This window comes from Pseudoduganella sp. R-43, from assembly GCF_049913255.1.
Taxonomy (GTDB): domain Bacteria; phylum Pseudomonadota; class Gammaproteobacteria; order Burkholderiales; family Burkholderiaceae_D; genus Rugamonas.
The window spans coordinates 1,006,198-1,030,059 of sequence record NZ_CP183988.1 but is presented as its reverse complement, the minus strand read 5'-3'; the positions used below and the strand labels follow the sequence as shown (position 1 = coordinate 1,030,059).

21 protein-coding genes are annotated in these 23,862 nt (G+C 63.9%); 10 read left to right on the top strand and 11 right to left on the bottom strand.

The genetic code is table 11. The features are described 5' to 3' along the window. Nucleotides 1-69: 69 nt before the first annotated feature. On the bottom strand, nt 70-726 hold the full coding sequence (locus tag ACN9M3_RS04845) for a DUF4142 domain-containing protein (RefSeq protein WP_426320870.1): 657 nt from the start codon (nt 724-726) through the stop codon (nt 70-72). A gap of 103 nt (nt 727-829) precedes the next feature. Here ACN9M3_RS04845 and ACN9M3_RS04840 point away from each other — a divergent pair, with 103 nt between their 5' ends. The 3 genes from ACN9M3_RS04840 to ACN9M3_RS04830 are packed head-to-tail and all read left to right on the top strand — an operon-like array spanning nt 830 to nt 2,479. Next, entirely contained in the window at nt 830-1,186 is a 357-nt protein-coding gene (locus ACN9M3_RS04840; RefSeq protein WP_426168034.1) for a COG4315 family predicted lipoprotein, read from the top strand. A gap of 4 nt (nt 1,187-1,190) precedes the next feature. Continuing rightward, nucleotides 1,191-1,688 carry an RNA polymerase sigma factor gene (locus ACN9M3_RS04835; RefSeq protein ID WP_426320868.1) on the top strand — a complete coding sequence of 166 codons (498 nt, stop codon included), beginning with the start codon at nt 1,191-1,193 and terminating at the stop codon, nt 1,686-1,688. Further along, complete coding sequence (locus ACN9M3_RS04830) at nt 1,685-2,479, top strand: anti-sigma factor family protein (RefSeq protein WP_426320866.1); 795 nt, start codon at nt 1,685-1,687, stop codon at nt 2,477-2,479. Before ACN9M3_RS04835 ends, ACN9M3_RS04830 begins: the two co-directional genes overlap by 4 nt. On the opposite strand, the gene ACN9M3_RS04825 is transcribed toward ACN9M3_RS04830, so the two are convergent. Beyond that, a complete protein-coding gene (locus ACN9M3_RS04825) occupies nt 2,472-2,969 on the bottom strand; it encodes a winged helix-turn-helix transcriptional regulator (protein ID WP_057264480.1) in 498 nt (165 codons plus the stop codon). The genes ACN9M3_RS04830 and ACN9M3_RS04825 overlap by 8 nt on opposite strands. A gap of 249 nt (nt 2,970-3,218) precedes the next feature. Between ACN9M3_RS04825 and ACN9M3_RS04820 the strand changes: the two genes are divergently transcribed. Beyond that, nucleotides 3,219-3,986 carry a response regulator transcription factor gene (locus tag ACN9M3_RS04820; protein ID WP_426168027.1) on the top strand — a complete coding sequence of 256 codons (768 nt, stop codon included), beginning with the start codon at nt 3,219-3,221 and terminating at the stop codon, nt 3,984-3,986. Here ACN9M3_RS04820 and ACN9M3_RS04815 read toward each other — a convergent pair. After that, a complete protein-coding gene (locus tag ACN9M3_RS04815; RefSeq protein WP_426320863.1) occupies nt 3,970-6,531 on the bottom strand; it encodes a TonB-dependent receptor plug domain-containing protein in 2,562 nt (853 codons plus the stop codon). The genes ACN9M3_RS04820 and ACN9M3_RS04815 overlap by 17 nt on opposite strands. A 319-nt stretch (nt 6,532-6,850) precedes the next feature. On the opposite strand from ACN9M3_RS04815, the gene ACN9M3_RS04810 reads away from it, so the two are divergent. From ACN9M3_RS04810 to ACN9M3_RS04795, 4 genes are read left to right on the top strand one after another with little or no spacing between them, the layout of a single operon-like run. Next, nucleotides 6,851-7,234, top strand: a complete 384-nt coding sequence (locus tag ACN9M3_RS04810) for a BlaI/MecI/CopY family transcriptional regulator (protein WP_426168023.1) — start codon at nt 6,851-6,853, stop codon at nt 7,232-7,234. Further along, the gene (locus ACN9M3_RS04805; RefSeq protein ID WP_426320861.1) at nt 7,227-8,474 is read left to right on the top strand and encodes a M56 family metallopeptidase; all 1,248 of its coding nucleotides are present in this window, start codon (nt 7,227-7,229) and stop codon (nt 8,472-8,474) included. The genes ACN9M3_RS04810 and ACN9M3_RS04805 overlap by 8 nt, the downstream gene beginning before the upstream one ends. Nucleotides 8,475-8,486: 12 nt before the next feature. Beyond that, nucleotides 8,487-9,200, top strand: coding sequence for an SIMPL domain-containing protein (locus ACN9M3_RS04800; RefSeq protein WP_426320859.1), 714 nt, complete (start codon nt 8,487-8,489; stop codon nt 9,198-9,200). Between the two features lie 10 nt (nt 9,201-9,210). Next, nucleotides 9,211-11,304, top strand: a complete 2,094-nt coding sequence (locus tag ACN9M3_RS04795; protein WP_426320857.1) for a TonB-dependent receptor plug domain-containing protein — start codon at nt 9,211-9,213, stop codon at nt 11,302-11,304. 6 nt (nt 11,305-11,310) lie between these two features. Here ACN9M3_RS04795 and pnuC read toward each other — a convergent pair whose 3' ends face one another. Further along, nucleotides 11,311-11,886, bottom strand: a complete 576-nt coding sequence (gene pnuC / locus ACN9M3_RS04790; RefSeq protein ID WP_426320855.1) for a nicotinamide riboside transporter PnuC — start codon at nt 11,884-11,886, stop codon at nt 11,311-11,313. 9 nt (nt 11,887-11,895) lie between these two features. After that, entirely contained in the window at nt 11,896-13,389 is a 1,494-nt protein-coding gene (locus ACN9M3_RS04785; protein WP_426320853.1) for a tetratricopeptide repeat protein, read from the bottom strand. Nucleotides 13,390-13,604: 215 nt separating this feature from the next. Between ACN9M3_RS04785 and ACN9M3_RS04780 the strand changes: the two genes are divergently transcribed. After that, nucleotides 13,605-14,357, top strand: a complete 753-nt coding sequence (locus ACN9M3_RS04780) for a substrate-binding periplasmic protein (protein WP_426320851.1) — start codon at nt 13,605-13,607, stop codon at nt 14,355-14,357. Here the strand turns inward: ACN9M3_RS04780 and ACN9M3_RS04775 are convergent. The 4 genes from ACN9M3_RS04775 to ACN9M3_RS04760 form a co-directional block, all read right to left on the bottom strand. Then, nucleotides 14,354-15,259: an alpha/beta hydrolase gene (locus ACN9M3_RS04775; RefSeq protein WP_426320849.1), complete on the bottom strand. Its 906-nt coding sequence runs from the start codon at nt 15,257-15,259 to the stop codon at nt 14,354-14,356. The genes ACN9M3_RS04780 and ACN9M3_RS04775 overlap by 4 nt on opposite strands. 77 nt (nt 15,260-15,336) lie before the next feature. Next, a complete protein-coding gene (locus ACN9M3_RS04770; protein WP_426168007.1) occupies nt 15,337-15,465 on the bottom strand; it encodes a hypothetical protein in 129 nt (42 codons plus the stop codon). Continuing rightward, a complete protein-coding gene (locus ACN9M3_RS04765) occupies nt 15,462-15,839 on the bottom strand; it encodes a PH domain-containing protein (protein WP_426320847.1) in 378 nt (125 codons plus the stop codon). Before ACN9M3_RS04765 ends, ACN9M3_RS04770 begins: the two co-directional genes overlap by 4 nt. 42 nt (nt 15,840-15,881) lie before the next feature. Beyond that, nucleotides 15,882-16,862, bottom strand: coding sequence for a lipin/Ned1/Smp2 family protein (locus ACN9M3_RS04760; RefSeq protein ID WP_426320845.1), 981 nt, complete (start codon nt 16,860-16,862; stop codon nt 15,882-15,884). A 158-nt stretch (nt 16,863-17,020) separates the two neighbouring features. Between ACN9M3_RS04760 and ACN9M3_RS04755 the strand changes: the two genes are divergently transcribed. Continuing rightward, nucleotides 17,021-19,150 carry a ricin-type beta-trefoil lectin domain protein gene (locus tag ACN9M3_RS04755; RefSeq protein ID WP_426320843.1) on the top strand — a complete coding sequence of 710 codons (2,130 nt, stop codon included), beginning with the start codon at nt 17,021-17,023 and terminating at the stop codon, nt 19,148-19,150. Nucleotides 19,151-19,616: 466 nt separating this feature from the next. On the opposite strand, the gene ACN9M3_RS04750 is transcribed toward ACN9M3_RS04755, so the two are convergent. After that, nucleotides 19,617-21,695: a putative bifunctional diguanylate cyclase/phosphodiesterase gene (locus ACN9M3_RS04750; RefSeq protein ID WP_426320841.1), complete on the bottom strand. Its 2,079-nt coding sequence runs from the start codon at nt 21,693-21,695 to the stop codon at nt 19,617-19,619. A gap of 84 nt (nt 21,696-21,779) precedes the next feature. Beyond that, nucleotides 21,780-23,858, bottom strand: a complete 2,079-nt coding sequence (locus ACN9M3_RS04745; protein ID WP_426167997.1) for a putative bifunctional diguanylate cyclase/phosphodiesterase — start codon at nt 23,856-23,858, stop codon at nt 21,780-21,782. Nucleotides 23,859-23,862 lie beyond the last annotated feature (4 nt).

Sequence of the window (23,862 nt, the reverse complement as noted above, 5' to 3'; positions counted from 1 at the left end):
GACTTTTTGGTGTTCAAGTAGCTTAAGCACTGCAGGGCTGACGACGCCGCGGCTGCCCGTGGCTGGCTGTCAGCGCCGTTCCGGCTTGGTACTGCGGGTGCTGGAATCCGGCTTGTTGCCGCCTGTGCTGCCATGGTCATGGCCACCGGCTTCCGTTTGCGGCATGGTGCCGGCGCCGCTGCTGCCCTCGGTGCCGCTGCTGCCCACCGTCGCGCTGCTGCCCTTGATCGCGGCATTCAGCTGCTCGGCATTGTTCAGGTGCTGGTGGATGGTTGGCTGCAAACGCGTGGCCAGCGATTTCAGTTCGCTGTCCTGGGCTGTCGATTCCGCCTTGCTCACCAGCTGGTGTGCTTCCTTGTGGGCTTGCACGCCGGCCTGCTCCATATAACTGCGGTCGAACTTGTCGCCGGAGAGTTTTTCCAGCTTGGCGGCCATGGCCTTATGCTTGGCATCGAGCTCGGTCGGCAAGGTCAGGCTGCGCGCAGCTGCCACTTTGCGCACTTCTTCCAGCCCCTTGGTATGGTCGTCGACCATTTGCTGGGCGAAGCTCTTGACGCGGTCGCTCTGGGTCTTTTGCAAGGCCAGCTTGGCTGTCTCGATTTCCGCCATATTGGCCAGGGCCAGGTCGGTCAGCATCTTCTGGTCCGCTTTGGCCAGGCCTTCCGCCCAGGCGCTTCCGACGCCGAGCAGGGCCGACAACACAGCTACACGCATGAAATTGTTCATCGCATCCTCCGTGACTGAATAGGCAGGAAAATATTTTAGGCAGGATGGAATAAGCTGGCCACACGCTACGTATACGCAATACTCATCACTCACGGAGGACAAAATGAAAGCTATCGTACTGACCCTGGCTGCCCTGCTGAGCACTGCCGCTGTTGCCGCCGAACCGCTGAAAAAAGCTGACGGCGTGTACGTCGATGCCGCCGGCATGACCGTCTACACCTTCGACAAGGACGTTGCCGGCAGCGGCAAGAGCGCCTGCGTCGATGGCTGTCTGAAAAACTGGCCTGCCGTTGCCGCCAGCGGCGAACTGTCTGCGCCGTGGTCGGCCATCACCCGCGATGACGGCAGCAAGCAGCTTGCCTACAAGGGCAAGCCGCTTTACCTGTTCGCCGGCGACAAGAAAGCCGGCGACCGCGCAGGCGACAACGTCAAGGATATCTGGCACGTCGTCAAGGATTGAGCGCATGCAGGAAATGCATGAACGCTTGCTGGCCTGCCTGCCGCGCCTGCGCCGCTATGCGCGGGCGCTGACCGGCGATAGCGCCAGCGCGGACGACCTGGTGCAGGACACCGTGGAACGCGGCTGGGAGCGCATCGCCCAGTGGCGCCCGGATGGTGACTTGCGCGCCTGGTTGTTCGGCATCATGCACAACCTGCACGTGGACCAGGTGCGGCGCTCGCCGCCGCCGGCCGTGGAACTTGATGACGCGGACCTGCCGGCCGCGCCGCCCCCGGCGGGACTCGACTTGCGCGACCTGGAGCGCGCCTTGCAGCAGCTGCCGCCTGCCCAGCGCGAGGTCCTGCTGCTGGTAGCGCTGGAAGAAATGCGTTATGAAGAAGTGGCCGCCACGCTCGATATCCCGCTTGGCACGGTGATGTCGCGCCTGAGCCGCGCGCGCGAGAACCTGCGCCGGCTGATGACGGGGCAGCCGCCGGCCGTCAATTTGAAGGTTGTGAAATGAACGAAGCCGAATTGCAAGCCTGGGTCGATGGCCGCCTGCCGCCGGATCGGCAAGCGGCGGTCGATCGCTACCTGGCCGACCATCCCGCCGAAGCCGGCCGGCTGCAAGCCTACCGCGAGCAGAATGCCGCCCTGCACGCGCTGTTCGACGACGTGCTGGACGCCGATGTTCCGCAAGCGCTGCACCCGGCGGCGCCTGGCCGGCCCGGCCCGGCCAACGGTCCTGCTTGGGCCATGCCAGCCTGGCGCCGCATGGCCGCCATGCTGGCGGTGGCGGTCGGCGCCGGCATGATCGGCGGCGCGGCCGGCTGGACACTGCGCGGCGCAGGAACTCAGGCCAGCGCCCCGGCCCAGGCCATGGCGGCCTTGCCGCGCGAAGCCGCCATCGCCCACGCCGTCTACTCGCCTGAAGTCAAACACCCGGTCGAAGTCGGCGCCGACCAGCAGCAGCACCTGGTGGCCTGGCTGTCGAAACGCCTGGGCAAGCAACTGCGTCCGCCGCAACTGGCGCAACAGGGTTATGAGCTGGTGGGAGGAAGGCTGCTGCCCGGCGGCACGGGCCCGGTTGCCCAATTCATGTACGCCGATGCCGGCGGTCAGCGCCTCACGCTCTACGTCAGTTCCGGCCAACAGCAAAACCGCGACACGGGATTCCGGTTCGCGCAGGAAGGCAACGTGGGAGTGTTTTACTGGATCGACGGCAGCTTCGGCTATGCGCTGTCGGCTGCCGTCGGGAAGAAAGAGCTGTCGCAGGTCGCGAACGCGGTCTACGAACAGCTGCAGCCTAATTAGGCATGCGGCGGCCGGCTTCGGTGATACGGTTACGCATCACTTCCGGCGCCGCAGGCCCTGGCGCGAACATGTAGTCCTCGTCATTGATGGCCAGGCCGCTGTTGGCATCGACCAGCACCTGGTCGGCCGGCTTGCCGGTTTCGCGGCTCACCACCAGCAAGCTGGCGCCTTCCGGCGACAGGTGCTCGTTACCCCAGGCGATGAAGGCCAGCAGCACAGGCTTGAAGTCGCGGCCTGCCTTGGTCAGGATGTACTCATAGCGCGGCGGGCGGGTGCTGTACTGGCGGCGCTCCATCAGGCCGCCCTCGACCAGGCCGGCCAGGCGACGGGTCAGCATGTTCGGCGCAATCTTCAGGCTCTTCTCGAATTCATCGAAGCGGGTCAGGCCGTAAAACGCATCGCGCAGAATCAAGATGCTCCACCACTCGCCTACCTTGCCGAGGCTACGCGCGATCGGGCAGGGCATTTGGCCAAAGTCGGTATGTTTCATGTTGCCTCCTAGTCAGTTGGTTTAATTTAACCAGTTGAATGCTTCAGACTCAATTGAACCGCGAAAACACCCCTAAAAGACTCACCAAAAATCACTCTTGCAAGGAACGTAGCTATCTTCTTTCCATTCGGCGTTGTTGCGGCGCACTTTACTTTTGCCAGAGGAGAGAATGCCTTTGCTCAATGTGAAATGCGCAACATTTTTTCAAACATGGGCATAATAAGCAACACGGCCCCACCCTGAGCGACCATGTACCTGACCAGCGATGCACAAGTGCGAAATATTTTGATCGTGGATGATTCCGCGTTCGAACAACGCATGCTCGTCGACTTGTTAAGCGAAATGCCCTACCGGGTGTCGGTGGCCTTCAATGGCGAGCAGGGCTACCAGCTGGCCCTGTCCGGCAGGCCCGACCTGATCCTGCTGGACGTGCGGATGCCGAATATGGACGGCTACACCTGTTGCCGACTGTTAAAGGCCAACCCGGCCACGCGCGATATCCCGATCATTTTCCTGAGCGGCACCGAGGCGGTGGAAGACCGCATCATGGGCCTTCAGCTTGGCGGGGTGGACTTTGTCAGCAAGCCGTTTACGCCCGGTGAACTGGCGGCGCGCATCCATGTGCACCTGAACCTGATGAAACGGCCCCCGGTCGAGGCCAGCGAAGCAGGGCCGATCGACACCGACTCGGTGATCGTCAACGCCGCCAAGCGCCTGATCTACGACAACCTGGCAGCCCTGCCCGGCCTGGCGGAAATCGCCGCCAGCGTGGGCACCTACCGCGAAAAACTGAACCAGCTGTTTCGCACCCACACCGGCATGACCGTGTTCGCCTACATCCGCGAAGCGCGCATCCAGCGCGGCATGCACCTGCTGCGCGATACCGACATGGACGTGCAGGACATTGCGCTGCTGCTCGGGTTTGCCAATGCCGGCAATTTCGCAACCGCCTTCCGCGAGCGGATGGGCACCACTCCCAGCAGCTACCGCGCCTCGATCATCAAAACTTGTGATTGAGCTTGACTGAGGCGAAGCGGCCGCGCGGGTCGCCTTGCGTGTAGTCGAAGAAGTTGAACGAGCTGTCCCACGAAGGTTTGCGGTCAAAGGCATTCGCCAGCAACAGGTTCACGCTGGTGGCCGCACTGATCCTGTAGCCCAGGCTCAGATCCACGGTGGCGAATGGCTTGACACGCTCGCCGGGGCGGGTGGTCTGCTCGTAGCCGTCGACGTAATTCCATACCGCGTTGGCAGTCCACTGGGCCAGTTCCCAGGCTGCGCTGGTGGTGCCGCGCCATTTCGGGATGGAACCGAAGAAGTTGGTGCCGGCGCCGTTGGTCAGCGGCTCGCCGTTCGACAGCGGCTGTTCATACTTGAACACCCGGCTCAATTGCGCATTCAGGGTCACGTTGCCGTAGGCGGTTTTTGGCAGCTTGTAGCGCAGGTCGACGTCGATGCCGCTCACCACGCGTTCACCCTGGTTGGCATACTGGCGGTACAGGGTCAGGATGCGGCCCTGGGCATCGCGCACCACTTTCTCAGGATGGGTGCTTTCGTTGGCCAGGATGGTCTCGGTACTTTCGGTGTCGATCACGCCCTTGGTACGGATATGGTAGAAGTCCACGCCCACGCTGCTATTGGCCGATGGCGAAACAACAAAGCCCAGGTTCAGGTTCTTCGAGCGCTCAGGCGACAGTTCGGTATTGGCGACCGTGATGTTGGTGATGCCGCGCGCCTGGCTTGGGGTAATCGGGTCCCCCTTGTCGATCACGGAGCCGTAGCTGACCGAAGTCGAACTGGTAATCTCCGGCAGCGAAGGTGCGCGGAAGCCGCGCGACACGGTGCCGCGCAGCAGCAGCCAGGGGGCGGCCTGGTAACGCACGCTGGCTTTCGGCGAGAAGGCGGAGCCGAAGTCGCTGTATTTGTCGGCACGGCCGGCCAGGTTGACAGTCAGGTCTTTCAGCACGGGCACGTTGAATTCGGCGAAGGCCGCAGTCACCTGGCGCTTGCCCTGGATGATGTTGATCGCAGGGCGCAGTTCCGTACCCGACAGCACGGCGGTCGAGGTATTGGAGTTCATCTCTTCCTGGCGCCACTGGCCGCCGAAAGCAAAGCCCAGCGCGCCGGCCGGCAGCTCCAGCAGTTCCTTCGATGCGTTGAAGTCGGCCACGGTCAGCGTCGATTCGGCGGGACGCAGGGTCGACAGGCGCAGGCGATTGCGCAGCTCTTCGCTGTTCTTCGACTGGTCGGCGAAGTTGTAGCTGCCGTCCGCCAGCACTTTTTCGAACTCGTAGCGGTTGACGAAATTCTGTACGGTTTCCTTCAGCTTGCTGCCCGAGCGGGCGATGGAAGCGTCGTATTCCCAGCCGTTCCAGTTGCCCTTGATGCCGGTCAGGGCGCGGTAGAAGTCCACCTTGTCCTGCTTCATGCGCGACCCCAGGTCGAACAGCGTGGCAGTGAATGGCAACGCGGTCGTGCCAGGGTTGTTCGGATGGCCGGCCGGCAGCGCCACCGTGATGTTGTCCAACGCCTGCCTGGCATTGTTCCAGGCGCGCAGGCCGCTGCCCACGGTCAGCGGTGCGCCAAAGGTCTGCTCCGCCCACGAGTAGCCGTACAGTCCTTCTGCATAAGCTTCGGTGTCGTCATTCAGTTTCAAGGTGCCGCGCAAGGAGGTGTGCACGCGCTCCACGCCCGGGATCAGGGTGCGGAATTCGGCCGGGTTATACGCCAGCACCCGGCCGCTCTTGCCCGGCGTGATGTCGCCGTAGTTCTGCACCTGCAGCGGCCCCTGCACGCCGCCAAGCTGTTTGGTCGCGTCGGAAGTACCGTAGTAATTGGTCGGGGTCCAGGCCAGCGTGCCGTTGGCATAACCGCGGAAGTCGCTGCCGCGCAGGTAGGACACGTCGGTTTGCTGCAGCTTGTCGCGCTTCAGCGCATCGAGCGAGAACACCACGCTCCAGCCTTTTTCATCGAGGCTGCCAAAGCCGGTCTGCAGCGACGCGCTGCGTTCAAGCTGGCCGGTGCCCTCGGTGGACGAACCCACTTGCGCGCTCACCTCCGTGCCCTTGAATTCCTTGTACAGGATGATGTTGACCACGCCCGCCACCGCATCCGAACCGTAGACGGACGAGGCGCCATCCTTCAGCACTTCGATGCGCTGCACGGCGGCCATCGGCAGCGAATTCAGGTCGACGAAGACTTCCTGCAGGTCTTGCGCCGTGGCGTAGGACGACACCCGCTTGCCGTTCACCAGGATCAGGGTGTTCTTCTGGCCCAGGCCGCGCAGCGACAGGCCCGCCGTGCCGGCCGAAAAGCTGCCGGTGTACTGCTCGTTATAGCTGTTGCCGCTGTTGGCGGAAATGGTACGCAGGATATCGGCCACGGTGGCCTTGCCGGTGGCGGCAAGCTCCTTGGCGGTCAGCACCTGCACGGCGCTGGCGCCTTCCTTTTGCGAGGTGCGGATATTCGAACCTGTCACGACGACGCGCGCCAGTTCTTCCTCGGCGTAAGCGAGTTGCGGGAATGCGGCGGCAATGGCCAGCGTAATGCTCAGTGGCTTGATCATGGTCTTCCTTTTGGGTGTACGAGGCCCGCGCCGGCCGGATTGGCAGGTCGGGCAAAACTAGGGGGATGGGGTGCTTAGCAGCGGCACATGCACTGCGCCATGCAGAGCATGTAGATGGTGTGGCGGCGGAGGACAGCTTGCGAATTCATGCGGCAACTATAACGTCGACCCTTCATTTCAGAAACTAATTAAATCTCAGACTTATATGCAAATTGAATATATAGACAGCATTGTCTACATTTCGCCACAAGGAAAACGGCAAAGTATACAACTCTGTCTAGACAGGCTATTCTAGTCAAAACCTTAGAAGGAAATAAACATGGCTACCATTCCGAAACCCACTCCCGCCGAGCTGGAATTGCTGCAGGCGATCTGGCCGCTGGGCCCCGCCACCGCCAAGCAGGTGCACGAAGCCATGCTGGGCGAGAAGCCTGACCTGGCCTACGGCGCCGTGCTGCGCCTGATGCAGATCATGCATGGCAAGGGCCTGTTGATCCGCGACGAGAGCCAGCGCTCCCATATCTATGCCGCCGCCGTGGCGCGCGAGGCGATGCAGGGCAATATGCTGCAGGACCTGCTGCAGCGCGCCTTCGCCGGTTCCGCCAAGGCGCTGGTTCTGGCGGCTCTGCGCAGCGGCATCTCGAAGAAGGAACGCGAAGAAATCGAAGCGCTGCTGAAGCAGGAGGACAAGCCGAATGAATGACATCATCCACGCGGCCGGCTGGGCCCTGCTCCACTTTGTCTGGCAAGGTGCACTGGTCGGCCTCGCTGCGGCCGCCCTGCTCTGGCTGATGCGCGGCGCCCGCCCCGGCGCGCGCTACGCGGTCGCCTGCATGGCCATGCTGGCCTGCCTGCTGTGGCCGGCCGGCGAATTCGCCAGTGCGCTGCAGGCCACGCCGCGCTCCCTGCAAGCCCTGGTACTGTCTGGCAGCGCGGCCACGCTCGGGCAAAGCGAACTGCTGGCCAGCATCGACAGGCACTTGCCGATGCTGGTCGCCGCCTGGCTGGCCTGCGTCGGCGCACTGGCGCTGCGCAGCGCCTTCGGCCTGGCCTGGATAGCCCGCGCCCGCCGCACCGGCGGCCGCAACGGCCATTGGCAGCAGCGCCTTTCGAGTCTCTCAGCCCGCCTTGGCATCCGCCGCCAGGTCGGCCTGCGCATCGTTGAAACGCTGGCCAGCCCGATCACTGCGGGCTGGTGGCGTCCGGTCGTGCTGGTCCCGGCCGCGCTGCTGGCGCGCATGCCGCCGGAATTGCTGGAAGCCTTGCTGGCGCACGAGCTGGCCCATGTGCGACGCCATGACTTCCTGGTCAACTTGATGCAGAACGTGGTCGAGACCCTGCTGTTCTACCACCCTGCCGTATGGTGGCTGTCGCGCCGCATCCGCCACGAACGCGAACTGGTAGCCGACAGCATTGCCGCAAGGTTGACAGGCGAACCGCGCCGCCTGGCACTCGCCTTGTCCGAGCTGGAGAAAATGCAGTTCGCCTCCCAGCGCGTGGCGCTGGCCGCCGATGGGGGCGACCTGATGCAGCGCATCCGCCACCTGATGGTGCCGCAAGAGCAGCGCAGCAACTGGAAGGCCGCTGTGGCTGCGCTGGGCGTCGCCGCCGCCTGCCTGGCCGGCTACGCGAATGCCCGCGTCGACGCCGCCAACGTCCCGGCAGCGCGCACGCCGGCCGTGGTCGACTTCAAGTCCTGCGCCAAGCCGCTGTGGCCCAGCGAGGACCTGCAAGCCGAGCATACCGGCACCGTGACGCTGTCGTTCAACATCGACGAACGCGGCAACGTCGCCGGCTCGCGCGTGGTCAGGTCCAGCGGCCACCCGGGCCTGGACACGGCAGCGCGAACCGGCATCGGCAAATGCCATTTCAAACCCGCCAGGGTGCGCGGCAAACCCGTCGCCACCTGGCAGCAGATGCAGTACGTTTGGACCCTCGAATAAGGAACACAGCTGATGAGATTGAGTACCAGCATCGCGGCACTGGTTCTGGGCCTGGTTTCCGCCGCCTGCAGCGCGCAGGCATCCGCCTCCCCCCTCCCTTCGCATCCGTTCGTCAGCACCACCGGCAAGGCGCAACTGTGGATGCGGCCCGACATCGGCGAAGTGAAGTTCGAAGCCGGGGCCCAGGATGCGAGCGCGGAAGCCACCGCCGCCCAGTTGCAGGAATTGAGCGCCAGCGTGATGCAGCTGCTGGCCGATCACGGCGTGCAGCAAGCCGACATCGAATCCTACGAGATCGAAAAGAAAACCGTCCCGGTCAACGAGCAACAGGCGCCAGCCTATTCGATGGGCCGCCTGTTCCACGCCCGCGTGCGCGACCTGGCGCAATGGCCGGACCTGGTCGCCAAGCTGGTCGAGTTGGCCCACGTCACCGGCATCAGTTCGACCTTCGACCGCACCGATAGCGACGATATCAACACCCAGCTGATGGCAGCCGCCGCCGGCGACGCGCGCAACAAGGGCAACTCGCTGGCCAAAGCCTTCGGCCGCAAGCTTGGCCCCGTGGTCGCCATCGCACGCGGCCCGCTTGCCCAGGTCGGCGCACCGTTCATGGAACTGCAGGCCGGCCGCGAAACGCGCGGCACCGCGCCGCAAACCGGCAAATACAGCGTGCCGGATTCAATCCCCTATTCACAAACCGTGAATGCCATCTTCGTCCTGAAGTAAGCCACAAGCCATGAAAATTCGACTGATCGCCTGCGCGGCGATGGCCTTCGCACGCGCCTACGCCCAGGAAACGCCGCCCGTCGTGCAGGTAAGAGCCAGCGCCGACATGCAGCGCGAGCGCGACACTGCCTCGCGCACCATCATCACCCGCGAGGAAATCCTCAAATTCGGCGACGCCAATGCCCTTGAGGTGCTGAAGCGGCTACCGGGGGTGTCCGTCAGCGACGGCGGCCCGCGCATGCGCGGCCTCGGAGCCGGCTACACCCAGGTCCTGCTCAACGGCGACCGCCCTCCCCCCGGCTTTTCACTGGACAACCTGGCGCCGGAAATGATCGACAAGATCGAAGTGATACGCTCCGCCACGGCAGAGCACAGCACGCAGGCGGTAGCAGGCACCATCAATATCGTGCTGCGCAGGAGCGCCAGCAAGCCAACGCGGGAATGGCGCGCTGCCGCCACCCTGCCGGCGCACCTGCCATCGCGCAGCGCCGGCTTCGGTCTGGCGGACAAGGATGACACAGGCAGCCATACCTTCAATGCCAGCGTCACGCAAGGCAACAACCATCGGCCGGAACATACCGGCGTGCTGGAGACCACTCCGTCCGGCGCGCTCACCAGCCGGCGCGAGGAAGAAGAGCGCAGCCGCAACCGCTTCCTGTTCTTCAACGCAAACAGCCGCTTCAACTGGAAGCTGTCTGCAACGGAAACGCTGGGATGGCAAACCTTCGCCAATGTGGTGCGCTTTCATGCCGACCGCGCGCGCGAAGTGCAACTGACCGGCGGCAGCGTGCTGCCCTACGTGCACACCGACTATGGGCGCAAGGATGAAACGGCGGCACTGCGCACGGAAGGCAACTGGTCGCGCCCATGGGGTGAAGGCGGCCGCATCGAATCCACGCTGAGCATCAGCGGCGACCAGGTGCAACGCGAGCGCAACTCGGGCTTTGAGCGCACCGCTGGCGAGCGTACCCTGGACCGTCGCTACGACGTCGACGCCAGCAGCCGGCGCGGAGGCTGGACCGGCAAGCTGTCGCTGCCAGCCGCACGCGGCCATGCCATCAGCCTCGGTTGGGACCTGTCATCCAGCGACCAGCGCGAACGCGAGCAGCAGGACGAGACGTCGGCAGGCGGCGCCGGCGTCGTCGATTTCGATCGTACCTCGCGCACCCGCCTGCGGAATGCAGCGGCGTATGTGCAGGACGAATGGGAACTCGGTTCCGGCTGGTCGCTGTATGGCGGCCTGCGGCGCGAGACCAGCGAGACGCGCAGCAGCGGCAACGATTTTGCCGCGGTGACGGTGCGCGCCGGCGTCACCAGCCCGATCCTGCAAGCGCTATGGAAGCTGCCCGGCGAGCAGCGCCGCCAGCTACGCTTTGCCCTGGCCCGTACTTACAAGGCCCCCACCACCAACCAGTTAATGCCGCGCCGTCTTCTTAGCCTGGTCAATACGGAACTGGCGCCCGATGCCAGCGGCAACCCGCAGCTCAGGCCCGAGCTGGCGCGCGGCCTGGATGTCGCATTCGAAGCTTACGGCAAGGATGGCGCCTTGTTCTCCCTGTCCGCCGGTACGCGGCACATCAGCGACGTGATCTTCAACGCAGTCTCCGAGATGAATGGGCGCTGGGTTTCCTCGCCCGATAACTTCGGCAGCGCACGCACCAGCAGCATGGAGCTGGAATGGAAAGGCCCGCTTCCGGCAACGCCGCTGCGCTTCTCCCTCACCGCCGGGCGCCATTGGTCGCGTGTGGACAGCGTGCCGGGCCCGGATAACCGCCTGGCCCGGCAACCACGCTGGACCGCGAACGCCGGCGCCGATTACCGGTCCGGGCCATGGGGTGGCGGCGCCAACCTGTCGTACACCGCCACGGGCCGGGTCCGGATCACGCGATGGCAATCTGCTTATAACGGCGTTGAACGCAACCTGGAAGCTTACCTCAACTACCGCCTCGCACCCGGCAGCCAATGGCGCATCACCGCCGGCAGCATCCTGCGCCAGCCGTCTCTTGCCGGGAGCGTGTATGCGGATGCCAACGGCCGCAAGGAGAATGTGCAGTCCATCGACAATCCGGCCTGGATCCGCGCCAGCTACGAGCGCCAGTTCTGAGACTGCCTAGTGTCCTGCCCGGCGCTCGCGGCGCCAATGCCGCCACGCCACCAGGGCATTGATCCAGTAGGCCGCATACAGCACGGCCGTCAGGTACAGGCCGCGGCTGGCGTATAGCGGCACCGAGATGGTGTTCACCAGCAGCCACACCGGCCAGTTCTCGATGCGGCGCCCCATCAGCAGCACTTGCGCGATGACAGAGAACATCAGCACGGTCGAATCGACAAAAGGCGCGAAAGCGTTGGTGTAGTGCTTCAGCATCAGGCCGTAGGCGGCGGTGGCGGCGACGCCCGCCAGCGCCATCATCAGCAGGACGGCAGGCCGCGTGGTACGGATATGCAGCGCATGGCCATGGTCGCCGCGCAGCCACTGGCGCCAGCCGATAATGCAGGTGACGATGAAGAACAGCTGCAGCGCCACGTCGGCATACAGTTGGGAGTCGTAGAACAGCACGGAAAACAGCGAGCAGCCAACAATGCCGGTCCACCAGGAATGGACATTGTTGCGTCCCGCCAGGACGATCGAGACTGCCATGATCGCATTTGCGGCGATTTCAAGCGGCTCTGCCATGATCATGCGCATGGGATGTATTCAGCCTCTCGATAATATGACCAGCAAACCGCGCATGTCTTCGCCGCTTTCCTGGCGCAGGGTGCTTGGGGTGATTTCATTGATGGCAAAGCCGTGGCTGCGCGCAAGCGTTTCGATGCCCTGGCGCGAATGCGCATAGCGGCCGGAGGAACGCAATACGAAGTCCTCGGCGCCTTCGTGCGCCTCCACCGAGAAGGCCAGGCGGCCGCCACTGCGCAGCGCCAGCCGCGCCACGGAAAACACCGGTTTCAGCTCACCCAGGTAGACAAACACGTCGGCCGCGACGATGACGTCGACGCTGGCCGGGCGGGTCCGCAAATAGCCCACCATCTCGCCGCAGTACAAGCCGTTGTACAGGCCGGTATCGCGGGCGCGGTCCAGCATGTGCGGCGACAGGTCGACGCCTTCCAGCAGGCAGGCCAGTGGCCGCAGCAGCGGCCCGCACAGGCCGGTGCCGCAGCCGGCGTCCAGCACATCGAGCTCGCCCGGCCGCAAGTGGCGGCGCAAGGCTTCCACCAGCAGCGACGGCGTGCGGTAACGCAGCACGTCGACCAGGTGGCGGTCGAAATTGCCGGCATACTGGTCGAAGAGCGCCTTCACATAAGCGGCCGGCGAGGCGCCCGGCGCCTGCTCGGCGCCCATGATGGCCAGCATGTAGCCGACGGTGTCGGCATCGGCGCCAAAGGCCAGCGCTGCCTGGTAGGCTTTTACCGCTTCATCGCGGCGGCCCATGGCGCGCAGGGTGTTCGCCAGCCCAAGCTGGGCGCGGGCGTAGCGCGGGCGCACCGCCAGCGCATCCTGGAAACTTGCCAGCGCTTCCTCATGATCCTGCGCGCGCAGCAGCAAGGCGCCGCGCGAACACCATGCTTCCGCGTACTCCGGCTGCAGGTGCAGTGCCCGCTCGAAGCCTTCCAGCGCATCGGCCGGCTTGCCCAGGGCCAGCAGCGAAACGGCGGCGCCATGCAGGGCCTCCGGATATTCCTGCCGCACCCTCAGCGCCGCGCCGAAGCTGTCCAGCGCAGCCTCGTGGCGTGCCAGCGCCTGCAGCGCCAGCGCACGGTTGCACAGGGCGTCGGCATAGCCGGGCGCGAGGCGCAGCGCCGCCTCGTAGCTTTCCAGCGCGCGATCGAGATGCCCGAGGTGGCGCAGGGCGTTGCCGCGGTTGCTCAGGGCGATGGCGTAGTCCGGCTGCAAGGCCAGCGCGCGTTCGAAGCTGGCCAGGGCTTCTTCATAGCGGCCCAGGTCCTGCAAGGCGACGCCGCGGTTGCAATGGGCGATGGCGCGGCGGGCATCGATGGCCAACGCGCCATCGATCAAGTCCAGCGCGCGCTGCGGCTCGCCCTGCTGGCGCGCCAGTGCCCCGCTCAGGTGCAGCGCATCGAAATTGAGCGGCTGGACGCGCAGCACCTCGTCGTAGATGGCTTGCGCGCGCGCCAGTTCGCCCTTCTGGTGCAGGGCGACGGCTTGTTGCAGCAGTGCATGTATTTCTTTCATGGCCGCTATTACACCAAGCCGTCACACGGGCGTCAAACGGGCGTCAAACGGCGGTCACATTCGGCCAGCAAAATGCGTGCACCTGGCGCTGCGGCGCCACTACCGGGGCCGGCGGTCGGGAAATATACCGGCACCACATTCACCAGCTTTTTTCTTTACAGCGACGCTGCCATCTGAAACACTGTCCTCGTGGATATTTTCGGATGCCCTCGGTCATGAGGATGTTGCTCGCTGCACTCCTGATTCAGCTCGCCTGCCCGGCCGAGGCGTGCACCTTGCGCCTGGCGCCGGAAGAGTGGCCGCCCTACTTTTATCACAATGATAAGGAAGTGCTGGGTGGCGTCGATTTCGAATTGCTGCAGGCCATACTCAAGCATGCCGGCTGCGCCCTGCAACTGGAAAAGGAAATGCCGCCGGCGCGGCGCAACGTGCTGTTCCAGCAAGGCAAACTGGATCTGCTGATGGCCGCATCCGCCACTGAGGAGCGGCGCGGCTACGCCCGTTTCAGCCTGCCCTACCGGCAGGAGACGGTGGGCCTGTTCACGCTGCCCGAAAAGCTGGACAAACTGCGCCGCATCGACAGTTTCCAGGACATCGCCACCCAGCATGCCAGCCTGCTGGCGCCGCGCCTTGGCTTTTACGGCGACGACTACGAACGCGCCCTGCCGCTGCTGAACGCGGAAGGACGGCGCAGCACCTTCGGCACTTTCGAACAGGGCATCAAGATGCTCGAGGCCGGACGCGGCGACCTGATCATGGGCGATGCCCACGCCCTGCGCCACATCGCGCGCCTGCAAAAGGTCCGGATCGTGCAGTTGCCCTACATGCCCTACCGCGCGCCGGTGCATTTGATGCTGAATGCCGCCAGCACCACGCAAGCGCAACTCGCGCGCATCAACCAGGCGATCGCCCAGCTCGAGCAGAACGGCGCGCTGGCTGCCATCCGTGCGCGCTACGGCATCAATTAGTCCAGGAATCCGCGCACCGTTTCATAGAGCTGCACGCGTGCCGCTTCCAGGTGCATCACGTGGGTGCCGCGCGCGATGGTTACGTAGCGTGCGCCCTTGATCGCGGCCTGCAAGATGCGGTAGTCCGCGTCGCCGGGCCAGGCGTCCCATTCGCCGCGCACCAGCAGCACGGGCATTTGCAGCCGCGCGGGATCGTAATAGCTGCTGCCCTGCTGCAAGTCCGCAAGGTCGGCACTGGGACCGGCAGGGAAGCTTACTGCGCCATCGCGGCGCCCATCCGACGCCAGCCATTGCGCACCCCAGCGAGCGAAGACATCGGCGTGCAACAGTGGCGGTTCCTGCGGCGGGCGCAAGCCGTCCATGGCAGCGATGCGCTGGGCGGGCGTCAATGCCTCGTAGGCATCGACCGGCTTGGCAGGTGCAGCCGCCGGCGCCGGGCCGGCTGCAGCGCGCGGCGTGATGGCCGCGAACAGCACCAGCTTCGCCACCTTGGCCGCGTGGTCCAGGGCGTAGCGCGCCACCACCGAGCCGCCCCAGGAATGCCCGACCAGCAGGACTTGCGGCTTGCCCGTCCTGCGCAGGATGGCGTCCACCGCGCTGCCCACATCCTGCGCCACCTCGCGCGCCCGGCCAGGCGGCGATGCAGCAGCGCCGGCATAGCGATCCGACAGCCCGTAGCCGGGAAAGTCGAGCGCATACACGTCGTAGCCGCGGGCAGCCATCCAGTCCATCCACGACTGGCCATCCATGCGGAAATCGAAAGACAATCCCGAGGGGAACGAAGCCCCGTGCACGAACAGTACGGGCAGAGCGCCATTGGCACGGTCGGGGGCGGTGTGCCGCACGCGCGCCACCAGGGCTGGCTGGTGGCTGGGGATGTCGATGACTTCGTAGGCTGGCATGGCTGGCTCCCTTCAAAGCCATCATGCTAGCGAGCGCCTCGCCGTAACAATTCGTCCGCCGGCGAACAATGGATGCGTCAGCAAACCTTGAAGACGCGCAGCCAGTCGCAAGTCCACATGCTGACGCGGTGCAGCAGCCCCGCAGGATCGCCCCAGATATAGAAGGCGGCTGCAGCCAACACCAGCACGAAGACAATTCGCTTCATTTCAGCACATAGCTCGCCAGGACTGCCTGCACTTCGTAAATGCTCAGGCGCTTGTTGAATTTTTGCGTGAACGGTTCCGCAATGCTGGAGATCCAGATCTTCAGGTCGGCGTCGAGGTCCAGCGTGCCGCCGGTCTCGATGCTGAAATGCGTCACGCTCTTGTAAGGGATCGAGTGATACTCCTTCTTGCTGCCCGTGACACCCTGGATGTTCACTACCACCAGGCGCTTGTCGGTAAACACGAAATAGTCGCGTATCAGTTGGTAAGCATGCTCCACTCGCTCATTCGGTGCAAGGACTTTCGCAAAGTCTTCCCGCAAGTCCGCGATGTCGATCTTGGACGCGTTACCCAGCATGCCGTCAAGGATTCCCACTTCAAACCTCCTTCTCAGTGTTCAAAGTGGGAATCTACCACGTTACAGGCGGCAGCTCGCCACCGGCGTAGGTTCCACCACGAAGCTGTAATGGGCGGTGTAATCGCCCTGGATCGGCTGCGTGCCGGACGCGCCTGCATTCGGGCCGATGATATAGGTCTGCGCCTTCGGTATGCCGCCGTCGGCATAGGCCGCAATATCGGTCGTGGCGTTGCCGTAGGCGCGCACGATATTCAGGCCAACGGTGTTGCGCAGGTATCGCACATACTCGGTCTTGAACTGTTGCGTGTCCGGAGGAATGGGGCCGCCGCCGTAGGGATTTGAGTGGTAGTGCCATTGCCCCATGTTCTGGATCTTCAGCCATTCCAGGCCATCCTTCGTTACCCAGTAAGGCCGTCCGGTCAGGAAAATGACCTGGTAGCCTTTCTGGCGGTAGGCATTCACGACCTGCGGCGCGTAGGAATACGCCGTTGCAGTCTTGACGCCGACGTAATCGGCATAGGCTTCGAAATCGTTGATGGTCAGGGTGCCGTCGATGTCGAACAGCACCGCGTCACGGCTTGGATCGACCACGCTCAGGTAGCCGTTGGTGCTGCTCAGGTCTCCCTCCACCACGAAGCGCACCACATAGTCGCCGACCGGGCGCACGCCAAGGGGCACGCTGGCCTTGCCGTCGCTGTCGGTAATAAAGCTGCCGAGATACTGCCACTGCTGCATGCCGGTGCCATACAGGTAGGCATGCACCCGTTCGCCTTCCAGGTCCTTGTGCAGGACCGCATCGTAATCGAACTTGCCGGTGATGGTCGCGGGCTGTCCCGTCTTCACGATGACGTCGTGCGCCATATGCCAGGGCTTGTACAGGCCGGCCAGGATGGTGTTGCCGAAGTTGGCAAAGCCCTTGCGCGCAGGGCCCGACAGTGCAGGCGGATTGGCCGCCGTCACGTAGTCAGGGCAAGCCGCCAAGGCCGGCAAGACGGAAAAGGCGCACGCGGCCACGACCGCGCAGCTAACGGTTTTCAGCATCTGTTCCTCCTATGAATGGGTGTGCCGGCCAAACTAGCAGGACTCTGCTACAAGTAAATGACCGCACGAGCCAAAATCCTAGAGGCTGCCCTCCATCGTGCGCACACCCTTCCTGGGGTATGTTTTCCGGTTCAGGGCACTCACCTTTCGGAGGCAGAATGAAGCTGGCAGGCGTCATCGTTTCTCTCCTGCTCGGGATGCAGGCGTTGCACGCTGCGGACCTTGGCCTGGGCATCCGCACGCAATACGACGTAGCCATGGACACCCCGCTCAATCGCATCCAGGTACTGGGCGCGCATAATGCATGGAACGACAGCGGCGCCACCTGGGCCAACCAGCGCTGGCCGATGAACCAGTTGCTCAATTCGGGCATCCGCAACGTCGACCTGGACCTGCACATGAATAATGGAGAGGTTCAGCTGTGCCACCAGGACTGTGCGGCGATCTACGGCGCTCCGGACAATTATCCCAATGAGTTGTGGAAGATTCGCAACTGGCTTGACGCGAATCCGAAGGCAATCGTCTTTGTCGACCTGGAGGATCGTGCCAACAACCAGGCCGGCGTGGTGGGTCCCTTGACAGCAGTCTTCGGAAACCTGCTGTACAAGCCCTCCGACAAGCCGGCCAACCGCTGGGAAACGCCGCGCGAAATGATCGCCCGCGGCAAGCGGGTGATCGTCAAGTCTGCCAACAATACCTACGATGGCGCCGTGGTCTGGCAAGGCCCATTGTTCGCCACCGGCGCTGCGGGCGGCTGGAACAGCCGGCAAGTCAAGTACGTCAACACCGCTAACTGCACAGTGGACGGCTTGCCGATCGAGCAGGACAAAATCTACGCGGTCTCCGACTCCAAGCTGGGCAAAGACGTGCTGCCCGATTCCTGGGTCGACGAAACCGGCACCATCGACCCTTCCAACATCCCTGCCCTGATGCGCTGCGGCGTGGACAACGTCGATGCGGACCGCTGGGACGAAGGCATGATCGCCTCCGCCATCTGGTCCTGGGCCGAAGGCGAACCGAACGACTATAACAATGAAGACTGCGCGCAAATGCGCGGCGACGGGCGCTGGAACGATGCCGCTTGCACCGTGGCGCTGCGCTTCGCCTGCCAGGGCAAGGCCCAGCCGGACGACTGGCGCGTTACGCCTGCGGCCGGCGCCTGGCAGGGCGGCAAGCAGGCTTGCGTCGCGGCTTTCGGCAGCGGCTTCGCGTTTTCCGTTCCCGCCAACGCGTACATGAATGAACGCCTGCGCCTGGCGGCCGGCGCCAATCCCGTCTGGCTCAATTACTCGGACCAGGCGGAGGAAGGCAAATGGGAAAAATATGACGATGCGCCAACGCGCTGGGACACCGGCGCCTACGGGAATAACGCCGACCTCGCGCAAACCTTGCGCCTGCCCGGTGCCGGCGCAGTGCGCGTCAACGTCAGCGGCGTGCTGGGCGCGGGCGACGCGCTGCGCATTTACGACAGCAACCGTCGCCTGCTGCAAAGCTTCAGCGGAACGCTTGCCCAATCGCTGGTTGTCGCCGAGAACGGCGTCATCGCGCAACTGGTCTCCGACGGCGCCGGCACGTCCAGCGGAGCAAGCGTCAGCATCGAAGCGCTTGCCATAAGCTGGAGCAGCGGCGCCTACGGCAATAACGAAGACCGCTCCCAGTGGCTGACTATCCCCGGCGCAGCCGCGCTGAAAGTCTACGTCAACGGCGGCACCGATGCGAACCGGGACTTCATCCACGTGTATGACCGCAATGGAGCGCTGGTGAAATCGCTGTCCGGTGCCATCGCCACCAGCTTCATGGTCGACGGCGACAGCGCGCGCATCCGCCTGGCGTCGGATGGTTCCGTCACTGGGGCGGGCGTGATTGCCAGCGTCAAGCCTGGCAGCGCCTATGTGTTCCGCAAGCTGGTCGACGGCCGTGGCAAGTGCATGGACATTGAGGGCAACAACATGGCCAACGGCACGCCGGTCCACCACTGGAGCTGCCAGGGCCAGGTCACGCAACTGTGGTACCAGGACCCGGATGGACTGCTGCGCAGCAAGAACAATCCCGACAAATGCGTCGACGTCTACGCCTTCGGTACCGGCAACGGGGCCAAGCTGGTCGTCTGGGACTGCAACGACAAGGCCAACCAGCGTTTCTCCTGGTCCGGCCAGACCCTGCGCCCGGCCCACGCCCCTGGCAAGGCAATCGACGTCAAGGACGCCTGGTGGGGTTCATTCGATGGCCAGGACCTGCACCTGTGGGACTACCAGGAAAGCTGGGGCCAGTCCTGGCACTGGGAATGATTAGAAGGTGAACCAGGCCGGCTGCAGCCCTTCCTTTGCCATGCGCTCAGGGTCGACGATCGGCCCAAAGTGCTGCAGCCGCCCTTGAGCCTCCGCTGCATAGCGACGCGCGAAGTCCTCGCGTGCCGCCAGCGTACGCAAGTAGTAGCTGTCGTCCTTGCGCAGCCAGTGGTCGACGTGGTGACCCAGTTCATGCAGCAAGGTACGAAACAGGACGGTGTTGCGCAGGCTGGCCGGCGTCGGCCGAAACTCGAACCCGCGCCGCGTGCCTATGATCTCATGGCCATCATCACGCAGGCGCGCCAGCTCGCGCGCGCTTTCGGGATTGATATGCTTGCCCCAGCGATATGGCAGCAGCGAGCGCGCCTCAAGGTTGATTGCCGGCCCACTGAAGCCATTGCCTTCAAAACGCCATTCGCCTTGGTGCCGGCGTTGCGATTGCGCCGGGTCGGTTTCCAGCCGGGCCTCATGCGACCCTCCTTTCGGTTGCCAGGAAGTCCGTTGCGGCGTAGACGGCCAATGGACGGGCGAAGTAATAGCCCTGCAGGAGATGGCAGCCGAGCTTGCGCAACTGCGTCGCCTGGCTCGCATCTTCCACCCCTTCGGCCACGATCTCAAGGCCAAGGTTGCGCGCCAGGCCGACCGCGGTGGCGCAGATCTCCAGGTCCTTGGCCGACTTGCCGATATCGCGCACAAAGCTGCGGTCAAGCTTGAAGGCATGCACCGGCAGCAGCTTCAGGTAGCCGAGCGAGGAATAGCCTGTGCCGAAATCGTCAATCGACAGGCGCACGCCCAGCCTGCGCAAAGCCTCCAGCCGTTCAATCGAGCGTTGCGGGTCCTGCATCAGCACGGACTCCGTGATTTCGAGTTCCAGATCGGCGCCCCACAGGCCGGCGCGCTGCAAGGCTGCCTGCACGGTATCGCCAAGATCGGACAGCAGCAACTGCTGCGCCGACAGGTTGACCGCCACGCGAATATCGATGAAACCGTTTTCACGCCAGCTCGCCAATTGCCGGCAGGCGGCATCGATCACCCACGACCCAATGGCGGCAATCGCGCCGGTCGCTTCGGCCAGCGGGATGAACTTGTCCGGCATGACCAGCCCGAGCGAAGGATGATGCCAGCGGATCAGCGCTTCCATGCACACCACGCGCCCGGAGGCGGCACATATCTGCGGCTGGTAATGCAGGACGAACTGCTCCTTTTCAAGCGCGTCCTTCAATTCGTTTTCCAGGCCGATGCGCTCGCTCAGCGTCTGCTGCAGCGAAGGGTGGAACACGCGCAGGTTGCCCGGCCCGGCGTCGCGCGCCTGGTGCAAGGCCAGCGCGGCCGAAGCCAGGAGATCCTCCGCCGACGAAGCATGGTCGGGATAGACAGCCACGCCGGCGCTGAAGGTCATGTTCAGTACCGTGCCGGGAATGCTGAATGGCGGCTTGACTGCGGCCAGTATTTCTTCCACTTCGCGCTCGATGCCAGCCACAGTCTTGTGGCCCGCAATGCCGACGACAAAGCGCGCGCTTCCCAGGCGCGCCACCAGCCCGCCTTTGCTGCAGTCCTGGCGCAGGCGCTGCGCCACTTCGACCAGCAATTGATTGCCGGCCTCGTATCCGCGGGTGCCGTTGATGATCGCCAGCCGGTCCAGGTCAAGCAGCAGCACCGCCATCCTGGTCAGGTTCGATTCACTCTGGATGAACATGGCGCGCAGCTTTTCCAGCGCACCCGCGCGATTCGGCAGACGCGTCAGCGCATCGTTGGTCAGCGCATGCTCGAAGCGCAGGCTGGAAAGCTTATGGCTTTCGACTTCGCGTTCCAGCGCGGCGCTGATACGAATCTTCTCGGTCATGCTCCGCGCGGCCTCCCGCCGCACCAGCAGCAAGTACGAAGCAGCGAGGAACAGGAAGCCGAAGCCGCTCAGGTAAGGCAGTTGCAGCTTGCCCGCGTCGGTTGCGCCGCCCATGGCGGTCGTCACTACGATCAGCGCCACGGAAAGCCATACCACGCGATTGGAGAAGCGCGCGCGCTCGCGCCGGGCGCGGATGCAGAAGGCCGCGGCATACAGGGCGGCTCCCAGCGACAACAGCCGGTTGACGGTATAAGCCGGAGTCGTCTCACCGGCGAGGAGAAATGCCTGTTCACCCCAGGGCAGTTTGCAGGGCGCCTCGGCAGCAAGGGAAGCGAAGCGGTAGCCAAATGGCGAGATGAAATTGTCCGCCACCAGGAGCAGCGTCACGCCCGCGACAAAATAACTAAGGAAGAAGGCTCGCTTGCGGTCGTCGAGTGCGGCAATCAGGTACCAGATCTGCGGCACCAGCAATAGCGAAAACAGGTTGACCCACTTGTGGGCGGCAATCGCTGCCGCCAGGTCGGACGCCAGCTGCTGCCGCAGATTCGCATACTGGAACAACGCAAACGTGAAGCAAATCACGGCGAAGACCCAGCAAGCCCGCACGTAGGAACTGCTGCGCGCCAGCAAAGCCGCCTGGAATGAACACATTGCTAGCGCTCCCACGGATATCAGGTAGAGCGAAGCAATGGGTGCGTCCATATCGATCCTCGTTCATTTCTTCTTTGCAATGCACGTTATTTTAAACGAAAGCAAATTGAACAAGTTACTTTTCGATTTGCCAGCTTATGCAGCAGCTTCCATCCGGTCCATCAGGTAATTGGTCGCCGCATGCGCCGCGAGCGGGCGCGCAAAGTAATAGCCCTGCAGCAGGTTGCAGCCCAGTTGGCGAAGCTGGTCGGCCTGCACCGCATCTTCCACGCCTTCGGCAACGATTTCCAGGCCGAGGTTGCGCGCCAGGCCGACAGCCGTGGCGCAGATCTCGAGATCCTTTTCGCTGGTGCCGATATCGCGCACGAAACTGCGATCAAGCTTGAAGGAGTGCACCGGCAGCATCTTCAGGTAGCCGAGCGAGGAATAGCCGGTGCCGAAGTCGTCGATTGACAGCCGCACACCCAGCCTGCGCAGGGACTCCAGTTTTTCGATGGAGCGCTGCGGGTCCTGCATCAGCACCGACTCGGTGATTTCGAGTTCAAGGTCTTCACCCATCAGCCCCGCGCGCCGTAAGGCTGCCTGCACGTTGTCGCCAAGATCGCTTAGCAGCAGCTGCTGTGCCGACAGGTTGACCGCCATCCGCACGTCGCCGAAGCCCAGCGCCCGCCAATTCTGCAATTGCTGGCAGGCGCTTTCAATTACCCACGCGCCAATCGCCGCAATCGTGCCCGTCGCCTCGGCCAGTGGAATGAACTTGTCCGGCATGACCAGGCCCAGCTCCGGGTGCTGCCAGCGGATCAGCGCTTCCATGCCCAGCACCCGTTCAGTAACGGCGCAGACCTGCGGCTGGTAGTGAAGGAAAAGCTCGCCGTTCTCGAGTGCTTCCTTCAGCTCATTTTCAAGGCCGATGCGCTCACTCAGCGACTGCTGCAGCGAAGGGTGGAACACGCGCAGATTGCCCGGCCCCAGGTCGCGTGCCTCGTGCAGCGCCAGGCCTGCCGACGCCAGCAAGTCTTCCGCCGAATTGGCATGGTCCGGATAGATCGCCACGCCGGCACTGAACGTCATGTTCAGTACGGTGTCCGCCACGGTGAATGGCGGCTTGATCGCTGCCATGATGCCCTCCACTTCGCGCTCGATCCCTGCCAGGGTCTTGTGGCCCGCAATGCCAACTGCGAAGCGCGCGCTGCCCAGCCTTGCCACCAGCCTGCGCTTGCCACAATGTTCGCGCAGCCGCTGCGCCACCTCGATCAACACCTGGTTGCCTATCTCGTAGCCGCGCGTACCGTTGATGATCGCCAACCGGTCCAGGTCAAGCAGCAGCACAGCCGTCCTGGTCAGGCTGGATTCGCTCCAGACGAACATGGCGCGCAGCTTTTCCAGCGCGCCCTCGCGATTCGGCAACCGTGTCAGTTCATCATTGGTCAGGGCGCGCTCGATGCGCCTGCTGGAAAGCTTGTGGTTCTCCAATTCGCGCTCCAGCGCGGCACTGATGCGGATCTTCTCGGTCAGGCGCTGGGTCGCTTCACGCCTGACCAGCAGCAGGTAGGAGGCAGCCAGGAACAGGAATCCGAAACCGCTCAAATACGGCATCCGCAGCATGCCGGTGTCGGTCGCACCTCCCAGCGCCGTCGTCACCACCACCAGCGCGGCGGAACTCCACACCAGCCGGTTTGAAAAACGCGCCTTCTGGCGTTGCACGCGGATGCAGTAGACGACTGCGAACGCCGTCGCCCCCAGCGACAGCAAGCGGCTGACCGTATAGGCAGCCGTCGTTTCACCGAACAGCAGGAATGCATGTCCGCCCCACACCAGCTCGATGGGCGCTTCGGTCTCCAGCGCGGAAAAGCGGTAGCCATAAGGCACCATGAAATTGTCCACCGCCAGTATGGCCGAGATGAAGGCAATGCCGTAGGTAAGGCGGAATGCGTTCCGGCTTGGGTCGAGCGAGGCGACCAGGTAGCAGAACTGCGGCGCCAGCAGGATCGAAAAGAAGTTGACCCATTTGTGCGCCGCGATGGCTTCCGCCAATCCCGGAGCAAGCTGCTGCTGCACGTTCGCGTACTGGAAACAGGCAAAGGACAGGCAGATGGCCGCAAACGCCCAGCACGCGCGCCCATAGGAGCTGTTGCGCGCCACCAGGGCCGACTGGAATGCCGACATTGCCAGCGCCCCTGCGGAGATCAGGTAAAGCGAAGCAATCGTATTCATATGA